The organism is Streptomyces sp. TG1A-60, from assembly GCF_037201975.1.
In the GTDB taxonomy this organism is placed as follows: Bacteria; Actinomycetota; Actinomycetes; order Streptomycetales; family Streptomycetaceae; genus Streptomyces.
In genome coordinates this window covers 1,967,063-1,981,451 of the sequence record NZ_CP147520.1, presented here as the reverse complement: position 1 = coordinate 1,981,451, position 14,389 = coordinate 1,967,063, and the positions used below count along the sequence as shown (strand labels likewise).

14 protein-coding genes and 1 pseudogene are annotated in these 14,389 nt (G+C 70.1%); 11 read left to right on the top strand and 4 right to left on the bottom strand.

What is annotated here, in order from left to right; translation table 11 throughout:
- Nucleotides 1-68: 68 nt before the first annotated feature.
- Nucleotides 69-242: a hypothetical protein gene (locus WBG99_RS08055; RefSeq protein WP_338895672.1), complete on the bottom strand. Its 174-nt coding sequence runs from the start codon at nt 240-242 to the stop codon at nt 69-71.
- Between the two features lie 415 nt (nt 243-657).
- Between WBG99_RS08055 and WBG99_RS08050 the strand changes: the two genes are divergently transcribed.
- The 4 genes from WBG99_RS08050 (at nt 658) to WBG99_RS08035 (ending at nt 4,239) form a co-directional block, all read left to right on the top strand.
- Entirely contained in the window at nt 658-1,311 is a 654-nt protein-coding gene (locus WBG99_RS08050) for a response regulator transcription factor (protein WP_338895671.1), read from the top strand.
- A gap of 6 nt (nt 1,312-1,317) precedes the next feature.
- On the top strand, nt 1,318-2,574 hold the full coding sequence (locus WBG99_RS08045) for a HAMP domain-containing sensor histidine kinase (protein WP_338895670.1): 1,257 nt from the start codon (nt 1,318-1,320) through the stop codon (nt 2,572-2,574).
- 404 nt (nt 2,575-2,978) lie between these two features.
- Complete coding sequence (locus WBG99_RS08040; protein ID WP_005481602.1) at nt 2,979-3,275, top strand: DUF4193 domain-containing protein; 297 nt, start codon at nt 2,979-2,981, stop codon at nt 3,273-3,275.
- A 13-nt stretch (nt 3,276-3,288) separates the two neighbouring features.
- Entirely contained in the window at nt 3,289-4,239 is a 951-nt protein-coding gene (locus WBG99_RS08035; RefSeq protein ID WP_338895668.1) for a hypothetical protein, read from the top strand.
- Between the two features lie 611 nt (nt 4,240-4,850).
- Here the strand turns inward: WBG99_RS08035 and WBG99_RS08030 are convergent.
- Complete coding sequence (locus WBG99_RS08030) at nt 4,851-5,312, bottom strand: DUF3093 domain-containing protein (RefSeq protein WP_338895667.1); 462 nt, start codon at nt 5,310-5,312, stop codon at nt 4,851-4,853.
- Between the two features lie 112 nt (nt 5,313-5,424).
- Between WBG99_RS08030 and WBG99_RS08025 the strand changes: the two genes are divergently transcribed.
- From WBG99_RS08025 to WBG99_RS08005, 5 genes are all read left to right on the top strand, one after another.
- Complete coding sequence (locus WBG99_RS08025; protein WP_338895666.1) at nt 5,425-6,009, top strand: PaaI family thioesterase; 585 nt, start codon at nt 5,425-5,427, stop codon at nt 6,007-6,009.
- A complete protein-coding gene (gene dut / locus WBG99_RS08020) occupies nt 6,006-6,527 on the top strand; it encodes a dUTP diphosphatase (RefSeq protein WP_338895665.1) in 522 nt (173 codons plus the stop codon). The genes WBG99_RS08025 and dut overlap by 4 nt, the downstream gene beginning before the upstream one ends.
- A 1-nt stretch (nt 6,528) precedes the next feature.
- Entirely contained in the window at nt 6,529-7,308 is a 780-nt protein-coding gene (locus WBG99_RS08015) for a DUF3710 domain-containing protein (RefSeq protein WP_338895664.1), read from the top strand.
- Between the two features lie 184 nt (nt 7,309-7,492).
- The gene (locus WBG99_RS08010) at nt 7,493-7,891 is read left to right on the top strand and encodes an OB-fold nucleic acid binding domain-containing protein (protein ID WP_338895663.1); all 399 of its coding nucleotides are present in this window, start codon (nt 7,493-7,495) and stop codon (nt 7,889-7,891) included.
- A 3-nt stretch (nt 7,892-7,894) separates the two neighbouring features.
- Nucleotides 7,895-8,653, top strand: coding sequence for a DUF3159 domain-containing protein (locus WBG99_RS08005; protein WP_338895662.1), 759 nt, complete (start codon nt 7,895-7,897; stop codon nt 8,651-8,653).
- A gap of 303 nt (nt 8,654-8,956) precedes the next feature.
- Here the strand turns inward: WBG99_RS08005 and WBG99_RS08000 are convergent, their stop codons facing one another.
- Together WBG99_RS08000 and WBG99_RS07995 are read right to left on the bottom strand one after the other, a co-directional pair.
- On the bottom strand, nt 8,957-9,634 hold the full coding sequence (locus WBG99_RS08000) for a TrkA family potassium uptake protein (protein WP_338895661.1): 678 nt from the start codon (nt 9,632-9,634) through the stop codon (nt 8,957-8,959).
- Nucleotides 9,634-10,305, bottom strand: a complete 672-nt coding sequence (locus WBG99_RS07995; protein WP_338900260.1) for a TrkA family potassium uptake protein — start codon at nt 10,303-10,305, stop codon at nt 9,634-9,636. Before WBG99_RS07995 ends, WBG99_RS08000 begins: the two co-directional genes overlap by 1 nt.
- Before the next feature lie 465 nt (nt 10,306-10,770).
- On the opposite strand from WBG99_RS07995, the gene WBG99_RS07990 reads away from it, so the two are divergent.
- Nucleotides 10,771-12,858 (top strand): APC family permease, encoded by a 2,088-nt coding sequence (locus tag WBG99_RS07990; RefSeq protein ID WP_338895660.1) that lies wholly within the window; start codon nt 10,771-10,773, stop codon nt 12,856-12,858.
- Between the two features lie 114 nt (nt 12,859-12,972).
- A pseudogene (locus WBG99_RS07985) lies at nt 12,973-14,303 on the top strand (TRAM domain-containing protein).
- Nucleotides 14,304-14,389 lie beyond the last annotated feature (86 nt).

The window sequence follows — 14,389 nt, the reverse complement described above, 5'->3', positions numbered from 1 at the left end:
GCCCGAAACGGGCGGGACCCCGGGTCTGGATCTCCCGGGGTCCCGCCGCCGTACGCACGAGCCGTCGATCAGACGCTGTACGCGCCGACCTCCACACCGTGATCGGCGGCGAGGCGGCGCAGGTCGTCGAGCTCGCCCTGCTCCACCTCGACGAGGAACTCGTCGCCCTCGTCGCGAGCCCTCGTCAGGTCGGACTCGGTCGCCCTTATGCGCTGCAGAAGTCCTGCGGTGAATGCGTCCATGCTGCGCCCCCTCGTCCTGGGTCGTGGGTCGATGGCACGGGGGTGTGCCGTTCGGAAGGGGCGATCACGTCTCCTGTGGATGCCCAGCGCCGCCCGTGCCGGGCGGCGACGGTGCCGGACACCCACGCCCGCTCCGCGGAAAGCGGATCGCTTCATACCGCATGGTGGTACGGCACGAGCAGAGCGTGATCGCGGGGTGTAAAGCCGTCTTCCCCCCGTCCCTCGGACGGAAACCTCACCCGGACGAAAAATCCCCGCCTCTGACGCACGCGCCCCCGCACTCGCCCGGACCCTTGGACCGCCTTACCGCCGACTTACGGCCGAAAAAGGCAGGATGGAGGTCACACACCCACGAACACCCCGCCCGTCGCGCTTCCGACGCGCTACGCGGGTGGACACAGGAAGGACAAGCGACGTGCGCGTACTCGTCGTCGAGGACGAGCAACTGCTCGCCGATGCGGTGGCCACCGGACTGCGCCGGGAGGCCATGGCCGTCGACGTCGTGTACGACGGTGAGGCCGCCCTGGAGCGCATCGGCGTCAACGACTACGACGTGGTCGTCCTCGACCGCGACCTCCCCCTCGTCCACGGCGACGACGTCTGCCGCAAGCTCGTCGAACTGGGCCTGCCCACGCGCGTGCTCATGCTCACCGCGTCCGGCGACGTCAGCGACCGCGTCGAGGGCCTGGAGATCGGCGCCGACGACTATCTGCCCAAGCCGTTCGCGTTCAGCGAGCTCATCGCGCGCGTGCGGGCCCTCGGCCGGCGTACGAGCGTGCCGCTGCCGCCCGTCCTGGAGCGCGCCGGCATCAAGCTCGACCCCAACCGCCGCGAGGTCTTCCGCGAGGGCAGCGAGGTACAGCTCGCCCCCAAGGAGTTCGCGGTCCTGGAGGTGCTGATGCGCAGCGAAGGTGCCGTCGTCTCCGCGGAGCAGCTCCTGGAGAAGGCCTGGGACGAGAACACCGACCCGTTCACCAACGTCGTCCGGGTCACCGTCATGACGCTGCGACGCAAGCTGGGCGAGCCACCGGTGATCGTCACCGTGCCCGGCTCCGGCTACCGGATCTGATCCGCCATGGCCGCTACACCGGCACCCCCCGCGGCGCCGCCCAAGCCCACCTGGGACCCCCAGCGGCCGCAGACTCCCTTCCCGTGGCTGCGACCGACCATCCGGATAAGGCTCACGCTGCTGTACGGCGGCATGTTCCTGATCGCCGGGATCCTGCTGCTGTCGATCATCTATCTGCTGGCAGCCCAGGCCGTGAACACCGGCAACGCGCCGCTGTTCAAGATCGTGGGCGGTACGGACATCAGTGTCGCCAGCGACAAGTGCCCCGCCGTCGACGCCGACTCGGCCAATGTGCCGCTCACCGACTTCAACACCGCGATCGCCGACTGCATCGACGACCAGCGCCGCGTCGCCCTGGACACGCTGCTCAGCCGCTCCCTGCTGGCCCTGCTCGGACTCGCCGTGATCGCGTTCGCCTTCGGCTACGCGATGGCGGGCCGGGTGCTCGCCCCGCTCGGCCGGATCACCCGCACCGCCCGCGCGGTGGCCGGCTCGGACCTGTCCCGGCGTATCGAACTGGACGGTCCGGACGACGAGCTGAAGGAGCTGGCGGACACCTTCGACGACATGCTTGAGCGGCTCCAGCGGGCCTTCACGGCCCAACAGCGGTTCGTCGGAAACGCCTCGCACGAGCTGAGAACACCGCTCGCGATCAACCGCACGCTCCTTGAAGTGCACCTGTCCGATCCGAACGCGCCCGCGGAGCTGCAACAGCTCGGCAAGACGCTGCTGGCCACCAACGAGCGCAGCGAGCAGCTGGTCGAGGGTCTGCTGCTGCTCGCCCGCAGCGAAAACCAGATCGTCGAGCGCAAACCCGTGGACCTCGCCGAGGTCGCCTCCCAGGCCATCGACCAGGTGCGCTGCGAGGCGGACGCCAAGAAGGTGGAGATCCGCGGAGAGCGGGCCGCGGCGGTCGTCCAGGGCAACGGCGTCCTGCTGGAGCGGATCGCCCTGAACCTCCTGCAGAACGCCGTGCGGTACAACGTGCAAGGTGTGGGCGGCTGGGTCGAGGTGACGACGGAGCTCCAGCACGGCCAGGCGGTCCTGGTGGTCACGAACACCGGGCCCGTGGTCCCGGCGTACGAGATCGACAACCTCTTCGAGCCGTTCCGGCGACTGCGTACGGAGCGTACGGGCAGCGACAAGGGTGTGGGCCTCGGTCTGTCGATCGTCCGGTCCGTGGCCCGCGCGCACGGCGGCCACATCGCCGCCCAGCCACGTGAGGGAGGGGGCCTCGTGATGCGGGTGACTCTGCCCGTCTGAGAAGATGACCCGCGGTTCCGGGGCGTGTTCGCTTTGCGCGGAATTTTCCGGACGGCCGATCGAAACGGTCGCGCACGACCAATGTGTGATCGATCACATGGGCGATTCTCCAGCCATCTACCGAGAGTGATCATGTAGCCGTCGGAAAGCCGGGAAAATCCGAGTTTTCGGGGGTTGATATCACGGGAAGTACATGCTGAGGCGCCTTTGGTATGCAGCCTCTAGACCGTGTACGGTCCCGTTCGCCATCCAAGCCGATCACTCTTGAGGGATCCGGTTGGGTGTCGATTGAGTAACAGACCTTGATGTGAGGCAAAATCTCCGCCTCAGGTCGGGCACAAGTCCGGCCTCTCACGCGTTACGTGCGCTGGAGACACCGCAGACACCCAGAGGGGGAGAGCGACATGGCAACGGATTATGACACCCCACGCAAGACCGACGACGACGTCGACTCGGACAGCCTGGAAGAACTCAAGGCTCGCCGGAACGACAAGTCGACTTCCGCCGTGGACGTCGACGAGTTCGAGGCCGCCGAAGGCCTGGAACTGCCCGGCGCCGACCTCTCGAACGAGGAGCTGGCCGTCCGGGTGCTGCCCAAGCAGCAGGACGAGTTCACCTGCATGAGCTGCTTCCTGGTGCACCACCGCAGCCAGCTGGCCCGCGAGAAGAACGGTCAGCCCATCTGTCGCGACTGCGACTGAGGGAGGGTCGGCCGTGACTGGCTCGACCCCTCCCTGGAAGCGCCGCTTCCGCAAGGAGGCGGACCAGGAGCCGTTCGACGGCTCTGACGGCGTGCGTGATGACGAGCGAGGCTCCTCCGACCAGGGAGCGGCCTCGCTCGAACGTGCGTCCGACACGGCGTCGGGGGGCGCCACGGAAGAGCAGGGCCGCCTGCCCGTACCGGTGGACAGTCCGGCGCGGGTCGCCAGACGGCGCACGGCCGTCGTCCGGGACGGACTCAAACAGGGCCTCAAGGTCGGGGCCCGCAAGAGCGGTGACCGCGCCAGAGCGGGGCTCGCCCATCTCACCGACCGGATCATCGAGATCGCCCCCCGGATCCCCGTACGGGACCTCGCCGGCCTGCGCGCGCAGTTCCCGGGGCTAGGGCCCGAGCAACTCGCCGACAAGCTCGTCGCGGGAGCCGCGAACGCGTCCTCCACGGTCGGCGCGGGCGTCGGGGCCGCCGCGATGCTGCCGGTGCCGCCGGCCATGCCCGCGGAGCTGGCCGCCGAGATCACCGGGGTCGCCGCGGTCGAGCTGAAGCTGGTCGCCGAGTTGCACGAGGTGTACGGGGTGCGACCGCCGGGGAATCTGCGGCAGCGCAGTACCGCCTATCTGGACTCGTGGTCGGGTGAGCGCGGGATCGACGTGACCAAGCCGTCGACGATCAACTCCGCGCTCGGCGGGCAGATGAAGCGGCAACTGCGGCAGCAGATCACGAAACGGACGGTGCGGAATCTGCCGAACCTGATGCCGTTCCTGGTCGGGGCCGCGGTCGGGGCGGTCATGAACCGCCGTGACACCAAGCACCTCGCGGAGCGGATCAGGAAAGACCTGCGGCGGATCCAGGTTCCGTGGGAGGCGTTGCCGGAACTGCCGCCGTTGGAGAAGCCGGCGGATCCGCTGAGGGTGGGGGAGCTGCCGAAGGAACTGGGCGGAGAGTGACCGATCGGTGCCGGGCGCTCCGGTTCGTCTGCCGGGCGGGCGCGTCGCTTCGGCACCGCGGAAATCGCGTCGGCTCGGCACCGCCGAAAACGCGTCGGCCCGGCTGATCGCCGTCGCGGCCGAAAGAAATGTCTCCGGTCGGTGCCTGAAGTCGCCGGACGGTAGGAATCGGGCAGGAAATCCACCGCCGTCGAGCAACCGAGCAGCACTCCGGGGTCGGACGACCCGCGACGCCCCGCCGTCAGGCGACACACGGTGCGCCGCCGTCTGTCGCGCGCGGCAACGCTTGGCTGTCGGTGACGCGACGATTCCGGGATCGGGCTATCCGCGATGCCCCGGTGCTCGGGTGACATGGAGTTTCCTGGCGCGGGCGCGCGGCGTCGCTCCGCTGTCGGTGACGCGACGCACCCCGCGTCGGGCGACGCGCGACTCACCCGTCGTCCGCCGGCCCCCTGGCGTCGGACGGCACCCGGCGTCGTTCCGCTGTCGGTCGTCGGCGCCCCTGTCGTCGGGTGACGCGCGGACGGGCCGTCGTCCGTCGGCCCAAGGCGTCGCCTTGCCGCCGGTGACGTGAGCCGGCTCCTCGGGGGCCTCTACGCGGTGCTCTTCGCCTACGCGGTGCTCTTCGCCGCTTCCAGGGCCGCTGCCAGGCGCTCCGGTTCCCTCGTCGACAGGTACAGGTACGGGGTCGGGTCGGCCGGGTCGGTGACGGGGATGCGGAGGGCGGTGGGGATGTAGGCGCGCAGCAGCATGAAGGCGCGGGGGTCGGCCTTGTGGGTGCGCCAGGCACGGGCCTCCTCCGAATCGAGCATCTCGGGCTCGCCCAGGGCGCTCACCGGGACCTTCGCCTCGCCCGCGATCAGGGAGTCGCCGACGACGCGGACGCGCACCGAACCGTAGGAGCTGGCCACGACCGCCGCCGCCGCGGTGCCGCCGACCAGGCCGCCCAGGAGGGGGAGCGTGCCGAAGGGCAGCAGGATGAGGGCCATGGAGACGCCGACCAGAAAGCAGACCAGCCACCAGGAGCGGGGCGCGGTGAGGCGTTCTTCGTACGGCGAGGCGGAGAGCTGCATGGCCTCAAGCTTGGCACGCTGACCGCCCGCCCCCGGAATAGGGGCGCCCGAGGGGAAACCCTGCCCGCGAAGACGATGGCCGGACGCTGACGGACGGGTAAGGTCTGCGCCTGTGAGAGGTACTTCCGCGGCCCTGCAGCCCCCGTCGGACGCCACGGCGCCCGTACGGCATCCCGAGGCACCCGCCCCCGGCGCCTTGCTGGGCGCGCACTACGGGCAGTGTTTCGGCTGCGGTGACGAACAACCCCACGGGCTGCACCTGGAGGCCCGGGCCGGCGAGGGGGTCTCCCTGACCGCCGAGTTCACGGTGAAGCCCGCGCACCAGGGGGCACCCGGCCTGGCGCACGGCGGAGTCCTGGCCAGCGCCCTCGACGAGACGCTCGGCTCCCTCACCTGGCTGCTGCGCACCATCGCGGTGACCGGGCGACTGGAGACCGACTTCGTACGGCCCGTGCCGGTCGGCACCGTGCTGCACCTCCAGGCCGAGGTGACGGCGGTGGCCGGGCGGAAGATCTACGCGACCGCCCAGGGACGCATCGGCGGCCCCGACGGCCCGCCGGCCGTCCGTGCCGACGCGCTCTTCGTCGAGGTGAAGGTCGACCACTTCATCGACCACGGCCGCGAGGAGGAGATCCAGGCGGCCATGAACGACCCGGACCAGGCCCGGCGGGCCCGTGCCTTCGAGGTGAACCCGTGAGCGGCGGCCGTGCCCCCGTCGACGTTCTGATCCGGCGCGTCGACCCGGAGGTTCCGCTGCCGGAATACGCGCGGCCCGGTGACGCGGGTGCCGATCTGCGCACCACGGAGAGCCACGAGCTGCAGCCGGGCGAACGGGCCGTACTTCCCACGGGAGTGTCCATCGCGCTCCCCGAGGGGTACGCGGCCTTCGTGCACCCACGGTCCGGTCTGGCCGCCCGCTGCGGCGTCGCCCTGGTGAATGCCCCGGGGACGGTTGATGCCGGGTACCGTGGGGAGATCAAGGTGATCGTGGTGAATCTCGACCCGCATCAACCCGTGCGGTTCGAGCGCTTCGACCGGATTGCCCAACTGGTCGTCCAGCAGGTCGAGAAGGTGCGCTTCCAGGAGGTGGCGGAGCTTCCCGACTCGGCGCGGGCCGAGGGGGGCTTCGGGTCCACCGGCGGTCATGCCGCCGTGGGCGGCACAACGGGTGGGAATCGATACGCTTCGGTCGTATCCGACCGGGAAGGACAGTGACGTGTTCGGACGTCGCAAGAAGAAGGGTTCCGCTGAGGACGCGGCGGACGCGGCGAGCGAGGCCGAGCAGGTCGACGGCGTCGCTGGGGACGCCGACACCGAGGCGGACGAGGGCGGGCGGGAGCGCGTACGGCTCGAACCCGAACCCCGCCCCGACGGGCCGTGGGACAGCTCCGAGGTGCGCGAGCCCGGCGAGGGCCGGGTGGACCTCGGCGGCGTCTTCGTGCCCGGAGTCGACGGCATGGAGCTGCGGGTCGAGGTCGCCGGTGACGCGATCGTCGCGGCGACCGTCGTGCTGCGCGACAGCGCGGTCCAGTTGCAGGCCTTCGCCGCGCCCAAGCGCGAGGGCATCTGGGGCGAGGTCCGCGAGGAGATCGCCACCGGCATCACCCAGCAGGGCGGTGTCATCGACGAGGTCGAGGGCCCGCTGGGCTGGGAGCTGCGCGCCCAGGTGCCGGTGCAGCTGCCGGACGGCACGGGCGGCTTCCAGGTCGTCCGGTTCGTCGGTGTGGACGGGCCCCGCTGGTTCCTGCGCGGGGTGATCTCCGGCCGGGGAGCGGTGGAGCCGCAGACCGCCGGGCTGCTGGAGCAGATCTTCCGTGACACGGTCGTCGTCCGCGGCGACGGCCCCATGGCTCCGCGCGACCCGATCGTCCTGAAGCTGCCCGACGACGCCCAGATGGTCCCCGAGGGCGTCCAGCAGGAGGAGCAGAGCGGTTCCCGTTTCTCCGGCGGCATGGGACAACTGCAGCGCGGACCGGAGATCACCGAGGTCCGCTAGCGGACCTCCGCTCACGTAACCGCCGTGCACGCGCATGGGCCGCACCCCCGCCGGGGGTGCGGCCCATGCGCGTGCACGGCGGTTGTCGGCAGGGGCCAGGGCGCGGGGCCGTCGCTCGGGAGGCGGGCGGATGCCCCGGCGTACGGGGGGCGGCTCTGCCGGCGGGCCCCGGTAGGCTTTTGCCATGAGTGCTGTTCCTCGTTCCGAGAAGCCGGCGGGCCGGTTCCGGCGCATGCTCGACCGGCTCTCCTCGTCCCAGCAGGACCTGGAGTCGGAGGAGCTGCGTGAGGACGCGGACACCGCGGGGTGTACGCGCATCTGTGACTGCCACGACCGACAGATAGTGACGGTTACTGGTACCTTGCGCACGGTCACGCTGCGCCCGCGCGCCGGTGTCCCGGCCCTGGAGGCCGAGCTGTTCGACGGTTCGGCCGCCCTGGACGTGGTGTGGCTCGGCAGGCGCTCCATCATCGGGATAGAGCCGGGGCGCAAGCTGATCGCATCCGGCCGGGTCTCGATGAGCCGGGGCCGTAGGGTGCTGTTCAATCCGAAGTACGAACTCAGACCGCTCGGACGGGAGTAGCCGGTGACGTCGCTCGACAAGCCGACGGAAGACACCCAGCGCGACGTCCAGGACGCCCACGGCGCACAGGACGGCTCGCACGACTCCAGGGCGGTGACCGAGGCCGCGTTGTTCGAGGCGTTCGGCGGCGTGCGCGGCATGGTCGAGACCGTGCTCCCGGGCCTCATCTTCGTCTCCATCTACACGATCAACAAGGACCTGCACGCGTCGGCCCTCGCGGCCCTCGGCGTGTCCGTGCTGCTGGTCGTCGTACGGCTCGTCATGAAGGGCACCGTCAAGCACGCCTTCAGCGGTGTCTTCGGGGTCGCCTTCGGCGTGGTCTTCGCGATGATGACCGGCAACGCCAAGGACTTCTATCTGCCGGGCATGCTGTACACGCTGGGCCTCGGGCTCGCGTACATCCTCACGACGGTGGCGGGTGTGCCGCTGATCGGCCTGATGCTCGGCCCGGTCTTCAAGGAGAACCTGTCCTGGCGGACGCGGAACCCCGGCCGCAAGAAGGCGTACACGAAGGCGAGTTACGCCTGGGGCGCGATCCTGCTCGGCAAGTGCGCGATCCTCTTCCCGCTGTACTGGTGGGCCGACACCACGCAGCTGGGCTGGGTGCTCATCGCGCTGAAGATCCCGCCGTTCCTGCTCGCGGTGTGGCTGACCTGGGTGTTCCTCGCCAAGGCGCCCGCTCCCATCGACGTGTTCGCGGAGATGGAGGCCGAGGAGCGCGCGGAGAAGGAACGGAAGGCCGCCGCCCGCTCGGCCGACTAGCGCCACGGCAGGCACCGTTTGCCCGTCAGGGAGCGGCCGTCCGGTGTGGCGAGTGGGGCGGCCACCGGAGCCGTTCCTTGAGGCGGTGGGGGAGCGCGCCGGGCGTTCGCGGCGGGGCGAACGTAGGCACCCGGCGTCCGTGAGGCCCTGGCTGAGGGCCGCCGCCCCGGGCCCCTTCCGGCTCGCACGGCCTCGTCCTCAAGCGCCGAACAGGCTGGGTATGTGAAGGGGGCGCCCCGAGTCTTCGGAGCGCCCCCTTCACATATCCAGCCCGTACCCGCACGAGGTCGTGGACCCCGCCGTTCAGCTCGTCGCGTCGTCGCGGCGGACCGACAGCAGGTCCTCCAGCTGTTCCTCGCGGGCCTGGGCGGCCACGAAGAGGAGTTCGTCGCCCGCTTCCAGGGAGTCGTCCCGGGTCGGGGTGAGGACCCGGGTGCCCCGGATGATCGTCACCAGGGACGTGTCCTCCGGCCACTCGACGTCGCCGACCTGGGTGCCGGCCAGGGCGGACTCCGGCGGCAGCGTCAGCTCGACCAGGTTCGCGTCGCCGTGGCTGAAGCGGAGGAGGCGGACCAGGTCACCGACGCTGACGGCCTCCTCGACCAGGGCCGACATCAGTCGGGGGGTCGACACGGCCACGTCCACGCCCCAGGACTCGTTGAACAGCCACTCGTTCTTGGGGTTGTTGACGCGGGCGACGACGCGTGGGACGCCGTACTCCGTCTTCGCCAGCAGGGAGACGACCAGGTTGACCTTGTCGTCGCCGGTCGCGGCGATGACGACATTGCAGCGCTGGAGCGCCGCCTCGTCCAGGGACGTGATCTCGCAGGCGTCGGCCAGCAGCCACTCCGCCAAGGGGACGCGCTCGACCGAGATGGCGGTCGGCGCCTTGTCGACGAGCAGGACCTCGTGGCCGTTCTCCAGCAGTTCCCCCGCGATCGAGCGGCCGACCGCGCCGGCTCCGGCAATGGCGACCCTCATCAGTGACCGCCCTCCTTGTCGGGGCCCTCGGTGAAGGACGCCTCGACCTTCTCGACGTCGTCCGTACGCATCATCACGTGCACCAGGTCCCCCTCCTGCAGCACCGTCTGCGAGGTGGGCAGGATCGCCTCGCCCAGGCGGGTGAGGAAGGCGACGCGGACGCCGGTCTCCTCCTGTATCTTGCTGATCTTGTGCCCCACCCAGGCCGAGGAGGCGTACACCTCGGCGAGCTGGACGCCGCCGGTGGGGTCGCGCCACAGCGGCTCGGCCCCGGAGGGCAGCAGCCGGCGGAGCATCTGGTCGGCGGTCCAGCGGACCGTGGCGACCGTCGGGATGCCCAGCCGCTGGTAGACCTCGGCCCGGCGGGGGTCGTAGATCCGTGCCGCCACGTTCTCGATGCCGAACATCTCGCGGGCCACGCGGGCGGCGATGATGTTCGAGTTGTCACCGCTGGAGACCGCGGCGAACGCGCCCGCCTCCTCGATGCCCGCCTCGCGCAGCGTGTCGCGGTCGAAGCCGATACCGGTGACGCGACGGCCGCCGAATCCCGAGCCCAGACGACGGAAGGCCGTGGGGTCCTGGTCGATCACGGCGACCGTGTGCCCCTGTTGCTCCAGGGTCTGGGCGAGGGTCGAACCCACTCGCCCGCAGCCCATGATGACGATGTGCACGACCGTCCTTCCAGTGTCCATAGCTACTGTTCAGCCGAAACGTCAAAAACAGGGTCTCAGACCGTCGCCCAAGCTATACACGCGCGGTCCGCGGAAGGCACCCCCGTACGGTTCCGGGTCACATCGTGGGCGGTCGTCGGCTGATCCGGCGGACGCTGATCATCGTCAGGACGCCGAGTCCGGCGAGGGAGGCGAGAGCGCCGATCAGTTCCGCGGTCGCGGCCTGCATGGGGCCTCCAGAAGGTGAGGGACGGGAGCCGTCATGTGGACGGGATCCGCCCGGCTTCAAGGAATTGCTCGGGTGCGCGGGATCCGTCATACAGACGTGAGGACGCCGTCCATTAGGCGGGAGGATGTGTGACGTGACGCACTTCGCGGTGGCCGCCGGGCGGATTTCACCCCGGGGCCCGTTGGGATTTCACCCGGATGTGCCCAGAACCAGCCAGGGCGCTTACGATCCTCTCCGTGTCCAAACTGACCGACGTGCCCAAACGGATTCTGATCGGGCGCGCCCTGCGCAGCGACCGGCTTGGAGAAACGCTCCTGCCGAAGCGCATCGCACTCCCCGTCTTCGCCTCCGACCCGCTCTCGTCCGTGGCGTACGCACCCGGCGAGGTGCTGCTGGTCCTCTCCGTCGCGGGCGTGTCGGCCTATCACTTCAGCCCCTGGATCGCCCTCGCGGTCGTGGTGCTGATGTTCACCGTGGTGGCGTCGTACCGGCAGAACGTGCACGCGTACCCGAGCGGCGGCGGCGACTACGAGGTGGCGAACACCAACCTCGGCCCGAAGGCCGGCCTCACCGTCGCCAGCGCTCTCCTCGTCGACTACGTGCTCACCGTCGCCGTGTCCATCTCCTCCGGTGTGGAGAACCTCGGCTCGGCCGTCCCGTTCTTCGTCGAGCACAAGGTGCTGTGCGCGATCGGCATCATCGTGCTGCTCACGCTGATGAACCTGCGTGGGGTGAAGGAGTCCGGCAAACTCTTCGCGATCCCGACGTACGTCTTCGTCGTCGGCGTCTTCATGATGATCGCCTGGGGCGCGTTCCGCGGTCTGGTTCTCGACGAGACCATGCGGGCACCCACCGCCGGCCTGGAGATCAAGCCCGAGCACCAGGGCCTCGCCGGATTCGCGCTGGTCTTCCTGCTGCTGCGCGCCTTCTCCTCCGGCTGTGCCGCGCTCACCGGCGTCGAGGCCATCTCCAACGGTGTACCCGCCTTCCGCAAGCCCAAGTCGAAGAACGCGGCCACCACCCTCGCCCTGATGGGCTTCTTCGCCGTCACCATGTTCTGCGGCATCATCGTCCTCGCCATGGCCACCAAGGTGCGGATGGCCGAGAACCCGTCGATCGACCTGCTGCGCGACGGTGCCCCGGTAGGTGACTCCTACGTCCAGGACCCGGTGATCTCACAGGTCGCCGCCGCCGTCTTCGGCGACGGGACGTTCTTCTTCGTCCTGCTGGCCGCCGCCACCGCCCTCGTGCTGTTCCTGGCCGCCAACACCGCGTACAACGGTTTCCCGTTGCTCGGGTCGATCCTCGCCCAGGACCGCTACCTGCCGCGCCAGCTGCACACCCGGGGCGACCGCCTCGCCTTCTCCAACGGCATCGTGCTCCTCGCGGGCGCCGCAGTGCTCCTGGTGTGGATCTACGGCGCCGACTCCACGCATCTGATCCAGCTGTACATCGTCGGGGTGTTCGTCTCCTTCACGCTCAGCCAGACGGGCATGGTCCGGCACTGGAACCGCCATCTGAGCGTCGAGAAGAACCCGGCCAAGCGACGCCACATGGTCCGCTCCCGCGCGATCAACGCCTTCGGCGCGTTCTTTACCGGGCTGGTCCTGATCGTCGTTCTCGTCACCAAGTTCACGCACGGTGCCTGGGTCGCCCTGCTCGGCATGGTGATCTTCTACGCGACGATGACGGCCATCCGTAAGCACTACGACCGGGTCGCCGAGGAGATCGCCGCGCCGGACGGCCCCAGCGACGACGTCGTACGGCCCTCCAGGGTCCACTCCGTGGTGCTGATCTCCAAGATCCACCGCCCCACCCTGCGCGCCCTCGCCTACGCCAAGCTGATGCGCTCCCACACCCTGGAGGCGCTCAGCGTCAACGTCGACCCGGCCGAGACCAAGGCGCTTCAGGAGGAGTGGTCCCGGCGCGGCATCGACGTACCGCTGAAGGTCCTCGACTCGCCGTACCGCGAGGTCACGCGGCCGGTCATCGAGTACGTCAAGGGACTGCGCAAGGAGTCCCCGCGCGAGGCGGTGTCGGTGATCATCCCCGAGTACGTGGTCGGCCACTGGTACGAGCATCTGCTGCACAACCAGAGCGCGCTCCGGCTCAAGGGCCGGCTGCTCTTCACGCCGGGCGTCATGGTGACCTCCGTGCCCTACCAGCTGGCGTCCTCCGAGGTCGCGAAGCGGCGGGAGCGCAAGCGCCAGGAGTGGAACGCGCCGGGTTCGGTGCGGCGTGGTCCGGCGCACGAGCGCCCGAAGGAGCCGGCCAAGGTGTCCTCGAAGGGTCCATCGAGGGGATCCTGGGGCAGCAAGGGCTGAGCGCGGGGAGGCGCCCGGCGCCGCTCGTGGTCAACGGCCGGACGGCACCCACGTAGACTGGTGGGCTGTTGTCCGGCCGTTCCGCTTTCCCCTCTCTCCTGGAGTCACCCCACCATGCAGGCAGAACCGAATAAATCACTGGTGGGAGAGGAGTACGAGGTCGAGGTCGGACCCGTCGCCCACGGCGGGCACTGCGTCGCGCGCACGTCCGAGGGGCAGGTCCTCTTCGTACGGCACGCACTGCCCGGCGAGCGGGTCGTGGTGCGGGTGACGGAGGGCGAGGAGGGCGCGCGCTTCCTGCGGGCGGACGCGGTCTCGGTCCTGTCGGCCTCCAAGGACCGCGTCGAGGCCCCCTGCTCCTATGCCGGGCCCGGCCGCTGCGGCGGCTGCGACTGGCAGCACGCCAAGCCGGGTGCCCAGCGCCGTTTCAAGGGTGAGGTCATCACCGAACAGTTGCAGCGTCTCGCGGGCCTCACGCCCGAGGAGGCCGGCTGGGACGGCACGGTGATGCCGGCCGAGGGCGACAAGGTGCCGGCGGGCGAGGTACCGGCGTGGCGCACGCGGGTGCAGTACGCCGTGGACGCGTCCTCGGGGCGCGCGGGCCTGCGCCGCCACCGCTCGCACCAGGTCGAGCCGATCGACCACTGCATGATCGCGGCACCCGGCGTGAGCGAGCTGGGCATCGAGAAGCGTGACTGGACGGGCATGGCGTCGATCGACGCGATCGCGGCGACGGGTTCGCAGGACCGTCAGGTGATCCTCGAACCCCGGCCGGGTGCGCGCCTGCCGATCGTGGAGCTGGACAAGCCGGTGTCGGTGATGCGGGTCGAGGAGAGGGACGGGGGCGTGCACCGCGTCCATGGGCGCCCCTTCGTCCGTGAGCGCGCGGACGACCGTACGTACCGTGTCGGCAGCGGCGGCTTCTGGCAGGTCCACCCGATGGCCGCCGACACCCTCGTCAAGGCCGTGATGCAGGGTCTGCTGCCCCGCAAGGGCGACATGGCGCTGGACCTGTACTGCGGGGTGGGGCTGTTCGCGGGCGCCCTCGCCGACCGCGTCGGCGACAAGGGCGCCGTCCTCGGCATCGAGTCCGGCAAGCGCGCCGTCGAGGACGCCCGCCACAACCTCGCCGACTTCGACCGCGTCCGCATCGAACAGGGCAAGGTCGACGCCCTCCTCCCCGCACCGGCATCACCGAGGTCGACCTGGTCGTCCTGGACCCGCCGCGCGCCGGGGCGGGCAAGAAGACCGTCCAGCACCTGTCGTCACTGGGGGCGCGCCGGATCGCCTACGTGGCCTGCGATCCGGCGGCGCTCGCACGGGATCTGGGGTACTTCCGGGAGGGCGGATATCGGGTGCGGATGCTGCGGGCGTTCGATCTGTTTCCGATGACGCATCATGTGGAGTGCGTTGCCATTCTGGAGCCGGTCCGAGAGGGCGTCTGACCTGCAGATTTTGGGAATGGCCGTCGGTTCGACCTGTTTCCGGTGGTCGCAACAGGTGGACGTGGAGAACCCAGCCTGAGCTGGGG